The following is a 17,403-nucleotide window of genomic DNA, read 5'->3' as shown; positions in this document are numbered from 1 at the left end:
TTCGATTCTCTCAACGACTCGGGGACCGACCTGTCGTCGCCCGGGTTCGGCAGCCGCGGGAAGGCATAGGGAAGAGACCCCCAAATCCCGGGTCGGCGGTACAAAAGAACTCAAGCGTATAAGTAACGCTCTATGAGCATAGGCTGCAGCTGCTTGCCCTGCAGGGCGGCTTCGCACGCCTCCATGACCAGATCCATTCTCGCCACGAGCGAATTCGGCTTGCCTTCCGGATTGTCCTGGCCGAACGGGACGAAGTAGATGTTCTTCGCCACGAGCAGCTTGGCGATATTGGCGGCGTTCAGCCCGAGCCCGTCGTTCGTGGAGATCGCCAGAACGAGCGGCCTTCCGTTGCGCATCTGCGCCTTGGCGGCCATCAGCACGGGGCTGTCCGTAATCGCGTTGGCCAGCCGGCTCGTCGTATTCCCGGTGCAAGGAGCGATGGTCAGAACGTCCAGCTTCTTGGACGGCCCGAGCGGCTCGGCGTCCACGATCGTGCTGATGAGCTCGTTCCCCGTCAGCGCCCGAAGCTCCTTCTGCCAATGCTCGGACGTTCCGAAGCGGGTGTCCGTCGTCATGATCGAAGGGCTGACGATCGGGATGACGTTGGCGCCCGCGTCCGTGAATCTCTTGATCTGCGGCAACACTTCCGGCAGCGTGCAATGAGAGCCGGATAACGCGTAGCCGACGGTGACTCCTTGCCAATTCATGTCGCATTCCCCCGTTGTCGGTTGTCTTCCAGAAGCATCTGGATGAGACCGCCCGCGATGATCCGACCTGCCGTCTTCGGGGCGACGATTCCGGGAAGCCCGGGAGCGAGCATCGCCTTGATTCCGCGCTTCTCCGCGAATCGAAAGTCGGTGCCGCCCGGCCTCGATGCCAGGTCGATTATTACCGCGCGCAGGGGGAGTCCCGCGATCACTTGTGCTGTGACTATCATATTCGGAATCGTATTAAAAAGCAAGTCGATATTCCCCGTCTGACGCGCCAAATCGGGCATGTAGAAAGGCTCGAATCCCATCTCGTAAGCGCGCGCGAACGTCTCCTCGCGCCTCACTCCCGCCTTGACGGACGCTCCCAATCCTTGCAGCGTCCGGGCCAGCGTCAAGCCGGTCCGGCCGAGCCCGAGAACCATGCAATTGGAGCCGTGGATCGTAATATCGGTGTTCTGGATCGCCATCATGACCGCGCCTTCGGCGGTCGGTATCGAATTGTAGATGGCCACGTCGTCTCTCTCGAACAGCTCCACGAGTCCGAGATGATGCTTGTCGGCCATTTCGCGCAAATACGGCTTCGCCATGCCGCAATAAATTTTGCTCGTTTTGGGCAGCGCCGCCAAATAATCGTCGGTCAGCTTCATCTCCTCTTCCGTGAAGATGGCGGCGATGCTGCCGTCATCCTCCGTTCCGACCGGGGGCAGCACCAAGGCGTCGGCCTGGCGAAGCACGTCGGGCGTCCATTCCCCTCTCACCACCCCGGAGAACGGCGTATCGAGACGATCGAACCCGACGATCGTAACCGACGCGTCCATCTCGGTCAGCCTTCGGATAACCTCCAATTGCCGGGCGTCGCCGCCCGCGAGAACGACCTGCACGCCGGTAAGCATGACGCATCCCTCCCTTCGGCATCGAGTCGCATAGCACATCTTATGCAGCCGCCTAGCTTCGGGTGCGGGATGAACGATTCCCGCCTTCGCCGCGGAAGAGGACGATGCCCTCGAAGCGAACGGAAGCCTTCGCCCCGGTCCGGGACACCGGACGGGACGAAGGCTTCGGATGAATCGGGCTATCAGGGCCGCGGTCAGCGGCCGCGGAACTTCTGGGCATGGGCGCGCGCCTCGTCGACGTTCTGCACGCGGTTGCGGCTCCATTCCAGCAGGATGCGGTCGATGTAGCGGAAGTGCAGCTTGCCGGCGAAGACGGATTCCTTCAGAGCGAACAGGATCAGCTCCTCGGGATATCCGTCCGCGTCGAGCCATCCCGCGATGGTCTCGCATTCCATCGGAGTGAGCGGCCTTCCGAATTCTTGCTCGAACACGGAGTAGAGGTTCGGCAGGGCGGGCGCCGCGGCGAGCCCTCCTGCCGCCGCGGCCGGAACCGGAATCGCCGGCCCTTCGCGGCCGAAGGCGTCCGCCCTCGCCCCGCTGCGGATCGGCACCTCCTCCGCCGCCAGCAGCGCCGCGATCTTCTGGAACAGGCCGGAGACGTTGTAGCGCTCCGACTGCACCCCCGTGATCGGATCGAACGCTTCGTCGATGGAGACGAAGCCGTTCTTGACGAGCTTCTGCATCGCTTGCCCGACGACAGCCGGGGAGCAGCCGAGCCTCTCCTGAAGCTGCTCCATCGTCGGGAACTCGTTCTGCTCCAGCTGGCGGAACGCCAGCAGCTGGATGACGAGCATGCATTCGGTATCGGTCAGCTTCAGCGCCCGGTAGCTGCGCAGCAAGGCGTAGGGCAAGCTGACCGCCCCGTCCATGTAAGCCTCCGCCAATCCCCTGGCGACGGCGTTGCGGTCAAACATGTCCATCCTCTCCTCTCTTACGCTTCCGGAACGGAATTACGGATACAGCCGGTACAGCATCCGCGGGAACGGGATCGTCTCCCGGACGTGGTCCAGCCCGCAGATCCAGGCCACCGTTCGCTCCAGGCCCAGGCCGAACCCGGAATGGGGCACCGAGCCGTAACGCCGCAAATCCAGGTACCATTCGTACGCTTCCTTCGGCAGCGTGTGCTCCGCGAAGCGGGCCTCCAGCAGCCCGGGATCGTCGATGCGCTGCGAGCCGCCGATGATCTCGCCGTAGCCCTCGGGCGCGATCAGGTCCGCGCACAGGACGACCTCCGGCCGCTCCGGATCCGGCTTCATATAGAAGGCCTTGATCGCCGTCGGATATCGGGTGATGAACACGGGGCGGTCGAACTTCTCCGCGATCGCCGTCTCGTGCGGCGCTCCGAAGTCTTCGCCCCAAGGCAGCTCCATCCCCGCTTCCTTCAGCAACCCGATCGCCTCGTCGTAGCTGATCCGCGGGAACGGAGGCTTCACCCGTTCGAGCGCGGCGACGTCCCTGCCGAGCGTCGCCAGCTCCGGCCGGCAGCGTTCGAGCACTTGAGCGACGACGTAGGAGACGAACTGCTCCTCTACCCGCAAGCTCTCCTCGTGCTCGACGAACGCCATCTCCGGCTCGATCATCCAGAACTCGATCAGGTGGCGCCGCGTCTTCGACTTCTCCGCCCGGAACGTCGGTCCGAACGAGTACACCTTCCCGAGCGCCATCGCGGCGGCTTCCATGTACAGCTGCCCGCTCTGGGTCAGATAGGCGTCCTCGTCGAAGTACTTCGTATGGAACAGGTTGGTCGTCCCTTCGGCGGCGGACGGGGTCAGAATCGGCGGATCGACCCGCGTGAAGCCCCGCTCGTCGAAGAACCTCTGGACCGCGGCAATGATCTCCGCCCGGATCCGCAGAATCGCCCTCTGCCGCGGGGCACGGAGCCACAGGTGCCGATGGTCCATCAGGAAGTCGACGCCGTGCTCCTTCGGCGTGATCGGGTAATCCTTCGCGATCTGCAAGATATCGATGCCCGTCACCGCGATCTCGAAGCCGGAAGGGCTGCGGGGCTCTTCCCGGACGACGCCCGTGACGTACAGAGAAGATTCCTGCGTCAGCTTGCCGGCGGCTTCCCAGACGTCCGGCGCGGCTTCGTCCTTCGCCAACACGCCTTGGATGAAGCCGGTTCCGTCCCTTAGCTGCAGGAACTGGATCTTCCCGCTGGAACGCTTGCGGGCGAGCCAGCAGCCGATCGTTACCGCCTTGCCCGCGTGCGCTCCCGCGCCCGCGATATCGGTCCTCGTCTCCGATGCCATGGCCATCCTCCTTTGCAATTGCGCTGCTGTCGACGTAACTCCAGCCAACTTGCGAGCTCGCCGTACTTGTCGTACCGGCCGGCTTGTCGAACTTGTCGAACTTCCTGTGCTTCCCGAGCTTCCCGAGCTTCCCAAGCTTCCCGAGCTAGCCGGTCTGCCGTGCCTTCAATCTCCGAGCGTGTCGGTCAAGGCCCGATTCCGCGCGAGCCGGTACGTGTCCCGCGCGATAAGCAGCTCCTCGTTCGTCGGCACGACGAGCACCTCCACCCTGGACCTGTCCGCCGAGATCCGCCGCGTCTCGCCGGAGCGGACCTCGTTGCGGTTCTCGTCCAGGTCGATGCCGAGGAACGTCAGCCCCTCGCAGACCCGCTTGCGCAGCACGGCGGAATTCTCCCCGACCCCTGCCGTGAACAGCAGGACGTCGATGCCGTTCATCGCCGCCGCGTAAGCGCCGACGTACTTGCGAATGCGGTACGCGTACATCTCGAACGCGAGGCGGGCCGAATCGCTGCCCTCTTCCATCGCCTGGACGACTTCGCGCATGTCGCTGCTGATGCCGGAGACGGCCATCAGCCCGCTGTGCTTGTTGAGCATCGAATTGACTTCGTTCAGCGTCAAATCTTCCTTATTGATCGTGTACGGGACGATCGCCGGGTCCAGGTCGCCGCTTCTCGTTCCCATCATCAGCCCTTCGAGCGGCGTCATCCCCATGGACGTGTCGTACGACTTGCCGTTCAGAATCGCCGTGCAGCTCGCCCCGTTGCCGATATGGCAGCTGACGATCTTGAGCGAATCCAGCGGCCGGCCGAGGAACTCGGCCGCCTGCTTGCTGACGTAGTCGTGCGAGGTGCCGTGGAAGCCGTACCGCCGGATCTTGTGCTTGCGGTACAGTACGGTCGGGATCGCGTACAGGTACGAGGACGGCGGCATCGATTGATGAAACGCCGTGTCGAAGACGACCGCCTGCGGCACGCCGGGCAGGTTCGCTTCGACCGCCGTAATGCCCATCATGTGGGCCGGATTGTGAAGAGGCGCCAGGTCGAACAGCTTGCGAATCTCCAGCTTGACCTCGTCGTCGATCAGCACCGACTCCCGGAACGACTCCCCTCCGTGCACGATCCGATGGCCGACGGCCTGGATGTCCTCGATGTTGCGGAGAACGCCGAACTTGCGGTGCGTCAGCATGTCGAGCACCTTGCGCACGGCGGTCGTATGCTCGAGAATCTCGCTTACTTCCCGAACCTCCGCCTGGCCCTCGACCTCGTGCGTCAGAATGGAAGACTCCATGCCGATTCGTTCGACGCGCCCCTTGGCCAGCACCGATTCGTTGTTCATGTCATAGAGCTGATACTTGAGCGACGAGCTTCCCGCGTTGATGACCAGCACGTTCATGAGACGCGTTCACCGTCCTTGTCGTAGCCGAAAAATCCGATGCCCGTCTTGACGCCGAGCTGGCCGGCTCGTACCTTCTTCTTCAGCAAGATGGACGGACGGTACTTAAGCTCCCCGTATTCGCGGAACATCCGCTCCAGCGCCGCGAGCACCGAATCGAGGCCGAAGCGGTCGGCCATCTCGAGCGGGCCGTGCTGGAACGAATAGCCGATGCGCATCGAAGCGTCGATATCCTCCGCGGAAGCGACCCCTTCCTCGAGCAGATGCAGCGCTTCGTTGATGAGCAGGCAGATCAATCGCGTCGTGACGAAGCCCGGCGACTCGTATACCATGACGCCCTTCTTGGCGAGCACCTGCTCGATGAAGTCCTTCGTCGCGCGGAACGTCTCGTCGGACGTCTGCAGGCCGCGAATGATCTCGACGACGTCGATCCGAATCGCGGGATAGACGAAGTGCATGCCGATGACCCTCTCCGGATGGCGGGTCGCCCCCGCCAGCTCCGTCAAGCTGAGCGTCGACGTATTGCTCGCGATGACCGTCTCCTGCGGCAGGATCGCGTCCAATTGGGCGAACACCGACTGCTTGCTGTCCAGATCCTCGCTGATCGTCTCGATGACGAGATCGCATTGCGCGAGATGCTCCAAGGAAGGAGCGGTATGGATTCGGTTCAGAATGAGCTTCTTCTCGGCCAACGTGATGGCCCACTTCTCGATCTGGCGGTCCAGGCTCGTCTCGATCGCCTGCAGCGCCGCCGACAGCCGATCCGGCGTCTTCTCCGTCAAATGCACGTCCAGCCCCTTGACGGCGAGCATCTCGGCGATGCTCTGCCCCATGGTGCCTCCTCCGACTACCCCAATGCTGCGAAACATCCGGATTCCCTCCACTGCCCGTCCTGCGGTGCGATATCTCTCGGTTTAATCCCCTTCATTTTAACATACCCGGTATCGGCCTTAAAATCGACGATAATATGAAGAATGCGAGGGGGATCAGCCGTGCAAGCGCGCGAATTCGTTCATGAATTCGGCGAGCGCGCCGCAGCTCTCCGGGGACACCGCGTTGTACAGGGAAGCCCGCATCCCGCCTACGCTCCGGTGTCCCGCCAAGCCTTCGAACCCGTTCTCTTCCGCCATCGCAAGGAAGCGATTCTCCAGCTTTCGATCGGCGATCCGCCATATGACGTTCATCATAGACCGGGCGGCTTCCTCCACCGCTCCTTCGTAGAAGCCCCCGCTTCGGTCGATCGCGTCGTACAGCCGCTTCGCCTTGGCGGCGTTGGCCGTCTCCAGCGCGGCGACGCCCCCCTGCCTCTCGGTCCAGCGGAGCACGAGATTCATCATATACACCGAATGCACCGGCGGCGTGTTATAGAGGGAATCGTTCTTCAAGTACGTGGCGTAGCGGAAAATAAGGGGCAGCCCCTCTCCGGCATCGGCCAGGATCGATTCCTTCGCAATGACCGCCGTCACGCCGGCCGGTCCGAGATTCTTCTGCGCTCCCGCGTAGACGAGCGAGAACTTCGACAGATCCAGCCGCCTGCCGAGCAGGCAGCTCGTGACGTCGCCGACGAGCGGCGCGCCGCCCGTCACGGGAAGGCCGTTCCATTGCGAGCCTTCGATCGTATTGTTTACCGTAACGTGAAGGTAGGCCGCCCCCGGCGTCGACCGGACTTCTTCCGGAACGGGGGCTCGCCGCCAGCCCGATTCCTTCGAGCTGAACGCGATCTCGGCCCGGCCGACCCGGGCCGCTTCCTCGTACGCCTTCTCGGCGAAGCTTCCGGTCAACGCATAGGCGGCGAAGCCCCCGCGCGGCAGCAGGTTCATCGGAACGAGGGCGAATTGAGCGCTCGCGCCTCCCCCCATGAAGAGTACCCGATAGCCCGCCGGCGCTTCCGCCAGCGAGAGCAGCCGTCTCTCCGTCTCCCGGAACAACTCCTCGACGGCGGGACTGCGGTGGGAGGCCTCCATGATCGACATGCCCAGCTTGCCGTGCGAGACGAGACTGTCCCTCGCCTCCTCCAGCACTTCGAGCGGCAGCGCGGCCGGTCCCGGATTGAAGTTCATCTTGCGCGTCTCTATCGTCCCCATCTCCTTCGTTCATTCGGTTATCGCCAAAAATACAAAAAAACGCTCCGCGTCCGATTGGGACGAGGAGCGTTCGCTCGCGGTGCCACCCAACTTGACCGGCCGCAAGGGCCGATCCTCTTGGTTCCGCGGTAACGGGCGGGGCCGGTTGACTTCGACCGGCGATCCGCATGGCGCGGGATCGGCGGCTTGACGGGAACGCCTCCGAGTTGGATGCTCTTCATCGGCATGATGTCGGGATGAAATTAACGTTAGAATACCACGCCCCGCCGCGAACGGCAAGAGCGATTCTCCGTTACGATTGGCCGAGGATGGCGGCGACCTTCGTCCGCCACTGATCGGCGTAATTCTTCGTCTCCGACTGGTTGAGCGCCCACTCCACCATAATGATGGATTCGTTCGGCTCCAATTCGAGCGACAGCGGATTGTTCAGGCCGTTCTTCTGCTTGTAGGGATAGATCCTGATCTCCCGGTCGACGACCGCGGCCAGCAGCTCCTGGAACATATACGCGTCGGTGGCCGACGGCTCGATCTTGCGGATCTGGTCCCAATCGAGCAGCAGCCGGTCTTCCGGCACGACCGCGTTCGGCATCGTCACGGGAACTTCCTTCTCCGTATTCACGTCGAGGGCTCCCAGCTCCGCCGATTGGGCGTACGTAACGCCGGTCCATTGACCCGGCTTGCGGACGATCGCCCACTGCTCCGTCCTGCCGCTCGAGATCGTCACCGCGGACGCGTCGCTCCACAGGTCGACGTTCGCCGTCGGCTCGCTGCTCGCGACGGCCTCATCCTTCAGGACGGTCTCGAGATCGACGTGAGGCTCCGTCCGGGCGTCGAAGTCGGTTCCCGCGGAGGCGGCCAGCTGCTTGATCGTCTTGACGAAGCGGTATTCGCCCGGCACGCCCTTGGCGTCGACCTCCTGAGCGACCGACACGTACTCCTTGCCGACGTACAAGATTCTCTCGGTCGCGAGTCCCTCGCGCGGGTTGGCGACGGTGGACGCCGGTCTCTCGGTCAGCGCCTTGCTTCCGTACGCCTGGTAGGCGATCAGGCTCTGGGACTCCGTGCTCCCGTCGTCGGCGGTCGATTCGATCTTCCAGAACGTCTGCTTATACGGCATGACGATGCCGGGACCTTGGGCCGCGACGGCGAGCTTCCCGTCCTGCGGGGCGACGAGAACGGTCCGGTACGTGCTGACGATCTGTCCGTCCGGTACGGTCACGTCCTTGCGCAGCCCGAGCAGCAGCGCCGAGCGAAGCTCCTCGTTCTCCTCCGAGCCCGGGACCGCCTTGGACTCGGAGGGGCCCGCGAGGCTCGCGTGCGAGCCCATCGGATTCGTCCCCCCGCTTCCGGGAGCCCAATGCCAGATGCCGGCCAGCGCGAAGATCAGCAGAAGCGCGGCGGCTCCGGCGGTACTCCAGCGGACGCGGGTCGTCCGTCCGAACCGGCTGCGCGGCCGGTCCAGGCTGTCTTCGATACGTTTGCGCAGGCGGTCGTCGAACCCGTTCCGAACGAGCGGTCCTTGCGAGAGCTGCTCCTTCAGTTCCTTATCGGTCGGATCCATACTCCATCCGCTCCTTCATCTTCGATAGTTTCTTGCGGGCGTGGAACATTCTCGACTTGACCGTGCCTTCCGTCACTCCGAGCATGTCCGCTATCTCCTTCAGCGATAACTGGTTATGAGCGTATAGGATAAGAACCTCCCGATACTTGACCGGCAGCTTCAGCACGAGATTCCACATCTCGTTCACCGCCTGGTTCTCGATCACGTCCTGCTCGACCGACCGGCGCTCGCCGGTCTCTCCGACCCAATCGGTCAAGGTGACCTTCCGGATAAACGCGGAGCGCTGGAAGTCGATGGCCGTATTGCGGGTGATCGTAAGAAGCCACGTCTTGACGGAGGCGTCGCTGCGGAAGCTGTGAAGGTTCTTGTATACCTTGATGAACACTTCCTGGGCGATATCGTCCGCCATATCCCACTTGCGGGTAATGCTATAAGCATAATTCCAAACTTCCTTGCCGTAAACCGTCATGAGCTCGCCGAGCAGCGCCTTCTTGTCCTCATGATCGGTCATATATCTCAAATAATCGAAATTCGCCTCGGAATTCAAACCGTTCACCTCTTATTTGACGAACATGACGCCCGTTCGGTTCAAAGAAAAACCGGAATTCCCCGATAGAGGGGTTCCGGATCGATTGACCTCTTTTTATGCTACCACAATTGCTCGTTTATTTCCTTTAAATACTCCTAAAGAAAGACGGGAATTGTTGAGGAAAAGTTTAAGATTTCGAGCGGGTTCGCCATCGACGAAAAGGCGCTCCCGGACCCGAAAGTCCGAAAGCGCCCGATAGGTGCCGAATCAAGCGGCGGTACGGTTCAATTCCTCGCGAAGTCTCTCTCCCGACAGCGTCTCCTCTTGGACCAGAACGGCGAGCAGCCTCTGGAACGTGTCCAGGCGGCGGCCCAGCAGCTCCCGCGTTCTCTCCGTCAGATCGTTCAGAATCCGGGCGTTCTCCTTCGACCACTGCTCGGCCGTCAGCGCCTCGGGGTGAACGATGCCGAGGTCCGACATGCCGGATTCGATGATCGAGCGGACGATGTTCGTCGCCTGGTCGAAGTCGCCCCGGGAGCCCGTGCTCCGGCCGCCGTAATTCAGCTCCTCCGCTACGGCTCCGCCGAGGGCCACCATGATTTGCTCCTCGAGGAACGTCTTCGTGTACAGGTAACGGTCTTGGCTCGGGTGATGGCGGACGTAGCCGAGCGCCTGGCCGCGAGGCGTCAGCGACACCTGCGCGACGCTGCCCGGCCGGACGGTCTCGGCCATGATGGCGTGCCCGAGCTCGTGGATGGCGACGCGCTCCCGCTCCTCGCGGGTCGTCTCCCGGTCCATCCGCTCGCCCATCATGACCTTGTCGATCGCCTGGGCCAGGTTCGCGGCGCTGATCGTCTCGTTCTCTTCGCGCATCGCGTAGATCGCCGCTTCGTTCATGACGCTCTCGAGCTGGGCGCCCGAGAAGCCGAACGTCTCGTCGGCGATCTTCGCCAGGGAGACGTCTTCCGCGAGCGGCTTGTTCCGGGCGTGAAGCTCCAGAATATGCTCGCGGCCCGTCTTGTCCGGCAGGTCGACCTGGATATGGCGGTCGAACCGGCCCGGCCGCAGCAGGGCCGAGTCGAGCAGCTCCTTGCGGTTCGTCGCCGCGATCAGAAGCACGCGCGGATGCTCGTCGCCCTGGATGCCGTCCATCTCGGTCAGCAGCTGGTTCAGCGTCTGGTCGTACTCGCGGTGCTGTCCGCCGTCGCGCTTGCCGCCGATGCCGTCGATCTCGTCGATGAAGATGATCGCGCAGTCCTTCTTCTCCTTGATCGCCTGGCGGCGCGCCTGCTGGAACAGGTCGCGGATGCGGCCGGCGCCGACGCCGACGTACATCTCGACGAATTCGCTGCCCGAAGCCGCCGCGAAGACGGAATTCGTGTGCTGCGCGGCCGCCTTGGCCAGCAGCGTCTTGCCGGTGCCCGGAGGCCCGGTCAGCAGAATGCCCTTAAGCGGGCGGATGCCCAGCTTGGACAGCTTGTCTCTTTGGACCAGGAATTCAAGGGCTTCCGTCAGCTCGCGCTTCGCCTGCTCCTGGCCTCCGATATCTTCGAACGTCAGATACTGCGGGGAGCGGGCCGGCGCCTTCTTCGCGGCAGCGCCGACCGCAAGCCCTCCCCTCGCCCGGGCGAGCAGAAGCAAGCCGGCCGTCAGGCAGACTCCCATCAGAAGCGGGAGCGCCGGAACGCCGGCGAAGATCAGGAAGACGAGAAGCACGGGGACGAAGCCGATCGCGATCTCTTTGCCGTATTGTCCGAGCTTACGCATTCGGCCACACCCCCAGCTTCTCGGGCACCCGAGGAAGAATGACGGATTTGACGGCGTCGCCCGAACGCAGGCGGATGTAGACGTTGGAATCGTCCATCTCCGTCGTCGCCGTCAGTCCCGGATTCGCCTTCGTCAGCTTGTCCATCGCGTCCCGGATCTCGGAATAACGGCGATGGTCCATCGCTTCGGCGACGTCGAAGAGCGCTTGTCCCCAAGCCTTCTCGAGAGTCGGGTCCGAAGGCTCGTTCACGACCAGGTTCAGCTTCTTGCCGCCGATCGTCTTGGAGCCTTGCTCCTGCACTTGCCGGTAGATCGCGGCGAGATCCGCGTCCGGCGACAGCTTCACCGCGAGCTCGACGCCGCCTACGGTGCTGTTCGTCTCGGCCGACTCGACTCCCGGAATCGCTTCGGCGACCCGGTCGAGCGGCTTCTCGATTCCGTAATGTCCGTAGGCATACCAGCCTCCGAACAGGATTGCCGCAGACAACGCGGCTGTTATCGCAACAGGCCATATTCGCAATTTCAAGGCGTATGCCCTCCTTTTATTTTCATTGGCGAAAGATAAAGTTGGTCAAACCGAGTACATCAACGAGTATATCACTTCTTGATAGATAAATCGTCAGCTAATGGTTGGCAGTCGTGCCATTCCGGCGGTTCGGCGCGGATGCGCGGCCAAAAAGAAAAACGCCTTGCGGCGTTCTCGGAATCTGGCTTATCGTTATCGAATGGATGGACCGGGCCCGTTGCCGGCATCCGTCTCCTACTTGCCCGGAAGATCGTACGTCTTCAGCTTCGAGCCGTCCTGGAACGAATAGAAGTCGATCGCCTGCCGCCCGTTCGACGGATCGGCGACGTAGCGGATCTCCCACGCCGGCCGGCCCTGGAACCAGCCGGGCATAAGCCGGACGATCTTATTGCCGGGATGCTCGACGCGGAAGCGGTCCGCGATCTCGTCCTTCGATTCCCCGGCGTCTTCCCTCTCCTTCACGATTCCGTCCTGCTTCTCCCAGACGAACCACTTGACGCCCTCCGCGTCTTTGCCTATGACGACCCATACCGTCTCTTCCCAGACGTGCTTGTACGCTTCCGAAGCCGACTTCAGGCCCGCCTCCTGCTTGGCCCGCTTGATCGCATGGATCTCCTCGTTCCGATAATCCGCGTCCGCGGACCGGACGTACAGCGCGAACGAGACGGCGGCGAACAGCAGGAAGCCGGCGATAAGCAGGATCCAGCGTCCGGGCGTCATGAGGGGCGCCCTCTTCCGGTTCTCGCTGCGGCTCAGGCTCATCCCCTCAGCCTCTCGAACGAGCGCTGGGCTTCGAAGCGGATGCGCTCGATATCCAGGGTGAGCAGCTCGCGGTCGCGAAGCAGCTGCTTGCCGTCGACCCAGACGTGGGCGACGTCCGCGCCGCTGGCGGCGTAGACGAGGTGCGAGACGTAATCGGTTGCGGGCACGAAGTGAGGCTTCGCGATCGAGACGGCGATCAGGTCCGCCTTCATGCCGGGCTTCAGCATGCCGACTTGGCCTTCCAGGCCGATCGACTTCGCCCCGTATACCGTTCCCATCCGCAGCGCTTCGGCTGCCGGAACGGCGGTCGGGTCGCCCGAGACGCCTTTGTGCAGCAGGGCCGCGAGGCGAATCTCCTCGAACAGGTCGAGGTTGTTGTTGCTCGCCGCGCTGTCGGTGCCGAGCGAGACGGTTACGCCCGCCCGCAGCAGGTCCGGCACTCTCGCCACTCCGCTCGCCAGCTTCAGGTTGCTCACCGGGTTATGCGAGACGGCGACGCCCCGCTCCGCCAGCAAGGCGATCTCCTCGTCCGTCAGATGGACCGCGTGGGCGACGAGCGCCGGGCGGGAGAACAAGCCGAGACGGTCCAGATGCTCGACCGGGCGAACGCCGTAATCCTTGACGTTCTGCGCCACTTCCGCGGCCGACTCCGACATGTGCGTATGCAGCGGCAGCCCGAGCTCGTGCGCGGCCGCCACGATGCGCTCGATGTAATCCGGCGGGCACGTGTACGGCGCGTGCGGCGACATCATCGCTTGAATGCGCCCGTCCGCCTTGCCGTGCCAATCCCGCGCGAACTGGATGGCGTCGTTCAGCTTGGCCGTCTGCACGTCGGGAGGGCACAAGCCGATGACGCCGCGCGTCAGGCTCGCCCGAAGCCCCGACGCCTCGACGACTTGGGCGACGCGGTCCATATGGTCGTACATGTCGACGAACGTCGTCGTTCCGCTCAAGATCATCTCGGCGGCGGCGAGGGACGACCCCCAATAGACGTCGTCGCCGGTAAACTTCGCTTCCATCGGCCACATGTGATTCTCGAGCCAATCCTGCAGAGCCAGATCGTCCGCGAGTCCCCGAAGCAGCGACATGGCCGCGTGCCCGTGCGTGTTGACGAGACCCGGTAGGAACAGCAGCCCTTTGCCGTTCACGGTCTCCCGCGCCTTGCGCTTCTCTTCCTCCGGGGCTTCTCCCGCTCCCATCCCGGCGATCGCGGAACCCTCCACGGCGAGCCAGCCGTGCACGATCGGCGCCGCCGGGTCCATCGTTACGAGCGTTCCGTTCTCAATCAGCCATCGGTTCATCGTCCACTGTTCCTCTCGTCGTATCCTCGTTATCGTTATTCATATAATAAGCCAAGCTCAACAAGTCCGCCGTAAAATCGGTCTGATGGATGCGCACGCCCTCGGGAGCCCGCAGCACCGTCGGCGCGAAGTTCAGAATGCCGCGGATGCCCGCCGCGACGAACCGGTCCGCCACGTTCTGGGCTTCGGCCGCGGGCACCGTGATGATCCCGATGGAGATGTCCTTCTCCGCGACCGTGGCGCCGAGCTCTTCCGTCGGCTGGACGGTCAAATTGTTGATCACCGTCCCGACCTTGGACGGATCGGCGTCGAACACGGCGATAATCTTCATGTTTTCCTTCAAATACATGTTGTAGTTGCAGAGCGCCCGGCCAAGATTCCCCGTGCCGACGAGGGCGACGTGCAGCGGCCGGTCCAGCTTCAGAATCTGGCGGATCTTCTCGATCAGGTAGCTGACGTTGTAGCCGACGCCCTTCCGGCCGAAATCCCCGAAGTAGGCGAGATCCTTGCGGATCTGCGCCGGGTTCAGGTCGAGCTTCTCGCCGAGGTCCTGCGAGGATACCGTCTGCACCCCGCTGAGGCTCAGCTCGTTCAGATAACGCAAGTAAACCGGCAGCCGGCGAACGACCGCCTCGGATATTTTGACCTGCTTCGTCATTCGCCTTCTCCTTCCTGCGTCGCCGCCGCGACCGCGGTCTCGTCTCGCGGTTCTTGCGCCCCTTGGCCGCGCAGCCACTCGGTCACGCGGGGGACGAGTCCGGCGTTCGGAAGATGCTCCATCTTCGGTCCCGGCAGCGAATAGAGAAAGTACTTGCCGTAGCTCGTATCCAGCACGCGGGTATCGTACAGGATGACGATCCCCTTGTCGGTGGCCGTGCGGACGAGCCGGCCGAAGCCCTGCTTGAAGCGGATGACCGCTTGCGGCAGCGACAGCTTCATGAACGGGTTCTTCTTCTCCGCCTGAAGCTTCTCGGACTTCGCTTCGATAACCGGATGATTCGGCGGCTGGAACGGCAAGCGTACGATCGCAAGACAAGTGAGCGCGTCGCCGGGAAGGTCGACGCCTTCCCAGAAGCTGCTCGTGCCGAGAAGCACCGAAGCCGGCCGCTCCATGAACTGCCGGGTGAGGCGGCTGCGGCTGCCGCCGTCGACGCCTTGGCCCATCACGTCGATGCCGCTCGGGCCGAGCGCCTCCTTGAGCGGGGCGTACACGGACCTAAGCATGCGGTACGAAGTGAACAGCACGAGCATGCGGCCGCCCGTCGCTTCCGCGACTTCCGCCAGCGACTTCGTGAGCGCCTGCATGAATTGCGGATCGCCGTCTCGCCCCCGGATGTTCGGGAAGTCCCGCGGGATGAGCACGAGCGCCTGCTCGCGGTAGTTGAACGGCGACGGCAGCAGCGCGGTTCGCAGGCGTCCTTCCCGTTCGGACGCGCCCAGGCCGAGCTGCTCCTTGACGAATTCGAACTTCTTGTCCACCGTCAGCGTGGCCGATGTGAGCACGACGCTCGACTTGCGCTCGAACATGCCCTCTCTGAGCAGGTTGCTGACGTCCGCCGGCACTCCGTACAGCCAGAGCGAGCGGGAACGATATTGGGAATGCCCTTCCAGCCAGTAGACGAAGTCCGGGTTGCCGAGAGTGACGAACGCCTGCAGCTCCGCGCGGACGGACGCCAGATCCTTCAAACTGCCGTTCATATCCGTGATCAAGCTCTGAATCGCGAGCTCGTCCAGCCTCTCCCGGATGTCTCCGACGATCTTGTCCAGAGGACGCAGCAGATCGCTCAGCAGCTGGATCGTATTATGGCCGTCGACGAGGGTATCGTCCCACCCCGCGGGAAGCTGGTTCGGCTTGAGCCGAAGCGTCAGGCTGCCGCTCTCGTCCGCGGCGGCCTCCGATGCGAGCAGCGCGAACAAGCGCTCCATCCAGCGTTCCCACGATTCCCGGATCTCGTGAACCGTTCCGACCGCTTCGTCCAGCTTCTCGGCCCACGCCTGCGCCATCTCGTCTCCCGAAGCGGCCACCAGGCCGATCAAGTGCGGCAGCTGGCCGTTGCGTGCGTCCTTCCACAGGCGCGTCAAAGGGTTGAGCAGCGTGGAATACCCCGTCTTCTGGCCGAGGTGGTTGCTCGCCACTTCTTCCAGATGATGGGCCTCGTCGACGATCAAGCGGTCGTAGGAAGGCAGCAAGCGATTGTCCGCCCGCATGTCGGTGAACACCATGGCATGGTTCGTAATGATCAGATCCGCCTTGTTGGCGTCCTGGCGGGCTCTGTGGTAGAAGCACTTGCGGAACCACGGGCATTGGCGGTTCAAGCACGAATCGGCGTCGCTCGCGACGGCGTTCCACTCGTCCTTGGAGCGGCCGCTCAGGTTGAGCTCCTCCGCCTCTCCCCGCTCGGTCTCGGTCAGCCAGACGGCCATCTGTCCGCGCGTCACGGCTTCGTCCCGGGAGAGAGCCATCTCCGGGACGAGCTGCTGCTGCTCGAATTTGCGCAGGCACAGGTAGTTGTTCCGTCCCTTGAACACCGCCGCCTTGAAGGGAACGGGGAGCGCTTCGCGCAGCAGAGGCAAGTCTCTCTGGCGAAGCTGCTCTTGAAGCTGGATCGTATGGGTCGTGACGACGATTTTTTTGGATTCCTTTAATCCATAATAGAGGGAGGGAAGCAGGTAGCCGAGCGACTTGCCCGTGCCGGTGCCGGCTTCCACGAGCAGGTGCGAGTCCTTGTCCAGCGCTTCGAGCACTTCGCCGTACATGATCTCCTGCCCTTCCCGGGGCTCGAAGGAAGGAAGCATCTCCTTCAGCCGCGCGCGAACCGACTCGACGAATTCGGGGAACGTCTTCTCGGCCAGAAGCTTCGCCGGCGCTTCGGCTTCTTCGTCCTTCCCGTCTTCGGCTTCTTCTTCCGTCCAATCGCCGATCTTCATGGCGAATTGACGGTAGAATTGGTAGTCTTCCTGCTCCGAGGCGAGCGGCGGATGAGCTTCCCGCCAAGCCGCCAGATCGGCGAGCAGCCAACCGAGATCGTTGGTATCGGGGTGGAACAGGCTGGAGAGCCGCTGAATCGTCAGAAGCGGAAGCTCCCGCAGCCGGCGAACGCAATGGGCGAACACCTCGGCGGTCGCTACCGCGTCGCTGTCCGCCTGGTGCGGCCGGTCGTGGACGACGCCGAGCCCGTGCGTCAGGGACGACAGGCGGTAGGACGGCATCGACGGATAGGCGATCCGAGCCAGCTCCACCGTGTCGAGCATTCTTCCCGCGAACGGCAAATAGCCGCACCGGTCCAGCGCGGCCTGCAGGAACGCGGCGTCGAACTCGACGTTGTGGGCGACGAGCACGGCATCCTGCAGATACGGGACCAATTCGGCGATGACGTCATCGATCGCGGGCGCGTCCTTCACCGCTTCGTCGTCGATGCCGGTCAGCTTCGCGATCCAATCGGGAATCGGCTTCAGCGGCTTCACGAGCGAAGCGTAAGTCGCGAGAACGGCTCCCGTCTCGTCGACGAGAGCCAGTCCCGCTTGAATAATCTCATCTTGTTCGGGAGAAGTTCCCGTCGTTTCAAAATCGAGCACGGCGAATTTCATGCCTGTCTTCCTTTCCTGGCCATCCAACCTGTATCGAA

The 17,403-nt window shown here is 63.1% G+C and carries 15 protein-coding genes; all 15 read right to left on the bottom strand.

The genetic code is table 11. The features are described 5' to 3' along the window. Positions 1-110: 110 nt before the first annotated feature. On the bottom strand, positions 111-707 hold the full coding sequence (locus tag H7B90_RS02305; protein WP_185134249.1) for a dipicolinate synthase subunit B: 597 nt from the start codon (positions 705-707) through the stop codon (positions 111-113). Next, positions 704-1,603, bottom strand: coding sequence for a dipicolinate synthase subunit DpsA (gene dpsA, locus H7B90_RS02300; protein ID WP_185134248.1), 900 nt, complete (start codon positions 1,601-1,603; stop codon positions 704-706). The genes H7B90_RS02305 and dpsA overlap by 4 nt, the downstream gene beginning before the upstream one ends. A 194-nt stretch (positions 1,604-1,797) precedes the next feature. Further along, complete coding sequence (locus H7B90_RS02295; protein ID WP_185134247.1) at positions 1,798-2,517, bottom strand: DnaD domain-containing protein; 720 nt, start codon at positions 2,515-2,517, stop codon at positions 1,798-1,800. 36 nt (positions 2,518-2,553) lie between these two features. Further along, on the bottom strand, positions 2,554-3,855 hold the full coding sequence (asnS, locus tag H7B90_RS02290; RefSeq protein ID WP_185134246.1) for an asparagine--tRNA ligase: 1,302 nt from the start codon (positions 3,853-3,855) through the stop codon (positions 2,554-2,556). Between the two features lie 165 nt (positions 3,856-4,020). Further along, a complete protein-coding gene (locus H7B90_RS02285) occupies positions 4,021-5,247 on the bottom strand; it encodes an acetate/propionate family kinase (RefSeq protein ID WP_185134245.1) in 1,227 nt (408 codons plus the stop codon). After that, positions 5,244-6,116, bottom strand: a complete 873-nt coding sequence (locus tag H7B90_RS02280; RefSeq protein WP_185134244.1) for a 3-hydroxyacyl-CoA dehydrogenase family protein — start codon at positions 6,114-6,116, stop codon at positions 5,244-5,246. Before H7B90_RS02280 ends, H7B90_RS02285 begins: the two co-directional genes overlap by 4 nt. Positions 6,117-6,233: 117 nt before the next feature. Next, positions 6,234-7,307, bottom strand: coding sequence for a 3-phosphoserine/phosphohydroxythreonine transaminase (gene serC / locus H7B90_RS02275; RefSeq protein WP_260410667.1), 1,074 nt, complete (start codon positions 7,305-7,307; stop codon positions 6,234-6,236). 316 nt (positions 7,308-7,623) lie between these two features. After that, on the bottom strand, positions 7,624-8,892 hold the full coding sequence (locus H7B90_RS02270) for a hypothetical protein (RefSeq protein WP_185134242.1): 1,269 nt from the start codon (positions 8,890-8,892) through the stop codon (positions 7,624-7,626). Beyond that, on the bottom strand, positions 8,876-9,439 hold the full coding sequence (locus tag H7B90_RS02265) for an RNA polymerase sigma factor (protein WP_246578466.1): 564 nt from the start codon (positions 9,437-9,439) through the stop codon (positions 8,876-8,878). Before H7B90_RS02265 ends, H7B90_RS02270 begins: the two co-directional genes overlap by 17 nt. 249 nt (positions 9,440-9,688) lie before the next feature. Then, complete coding sequence (locus tag H7B90_RS02260) at positions 9,689-11,188, bottom strand: AAA family ATPase (protein ID WP_185134241.1); 1,500 nt, start codon at positions 11,186-11,188, stop codon at positions 9,689-9,691. Then, positions 11,181-11,714 carry a hypothetical protein gene (locus H7B90_RS02255; protein ID WP_185134240.1) on the bottom strand — a complete coding sequence of 178 codons (534 nt, stop codon included), beginning with the start codon at positions 11,712-11,714 and terminating at the stop codon, positions 11,181-11,183. The genes H7B90_RS02260 and H7B90_RS02255 overlap by 8 nt, the downstream gene beginning before the upstream one ends. A 234-nt stretch (positions 11,715-11,948) precedes the next feature. After that, positions 11,949-12,476, bottom strand: coding sequence for a cell wall elongation regulator TseB-like domain-containing protein (locus tag H7B90_RS02250; RefSeq protein ID WP_185134239.1), 528 nt, complete (start codon positions 12,474-12,476; stop codon positions 11,949-11,951). After that, a complete protein-coding gene (locus tag H7B90_RS02245) occupies positions 12,473-13,777 on the bottom strand; it encodes an amidohydrolase (protein WP_185134238.1) in 1,305 nt (434 codons plus the stop codon). Before H7B90_RS02245 ends, H7B90_RS02250 begins: the two co-directional genes overlap by 4 nt. Beyond that, on the bottom strand, positions 13,758-14,435 hold the full coding sequence (locus H7B90_RS02240) for a redox-sensing transcriptional repressor Rex (protein WP_185134237.1): 678 nt from the start codon (positions 14,433-14,435) through the stop codon (positions 13,758-13,760). The genes H7B90_RS02245 and H7B90_RS02240 overlap by 20 nt, the downstream gene beginning before the upstream one ends. Then, positions 14,432-17,365: an ATP-dependent DNA helicase DinG, 3'-5' exoribonuclease type gene (locus H7B90_RS02235; protein ID WP_185134236.1), complete on the bottom strand. Its 2,934-nt coding sequence runs from the start codon at positions 17,363-17,365 to the stop codon at positions 14,432-14,434. Before H7B90_RS02235 ends, H7B90_RS02240 begins: the two co-directional genes overlap by 4 nt. Positions 17,366-17,403 lie beyond the last annotated feature (38 nt).

Source organism: Cohnella xylanilytica, from assembly GCF_014212175.1.
GTDB classification, from domain to species: Bacteria; Bacillota; Bacilli; order Paenibacillales; family Paenibacillaceae; genus Cohnella; species Cohnella xylanilytica.
The sequence above is the reverse complement of the archived record's forward strand: the minus strand, read 5'-3'. Positions and strand labels throughout refer to the sequence as shown.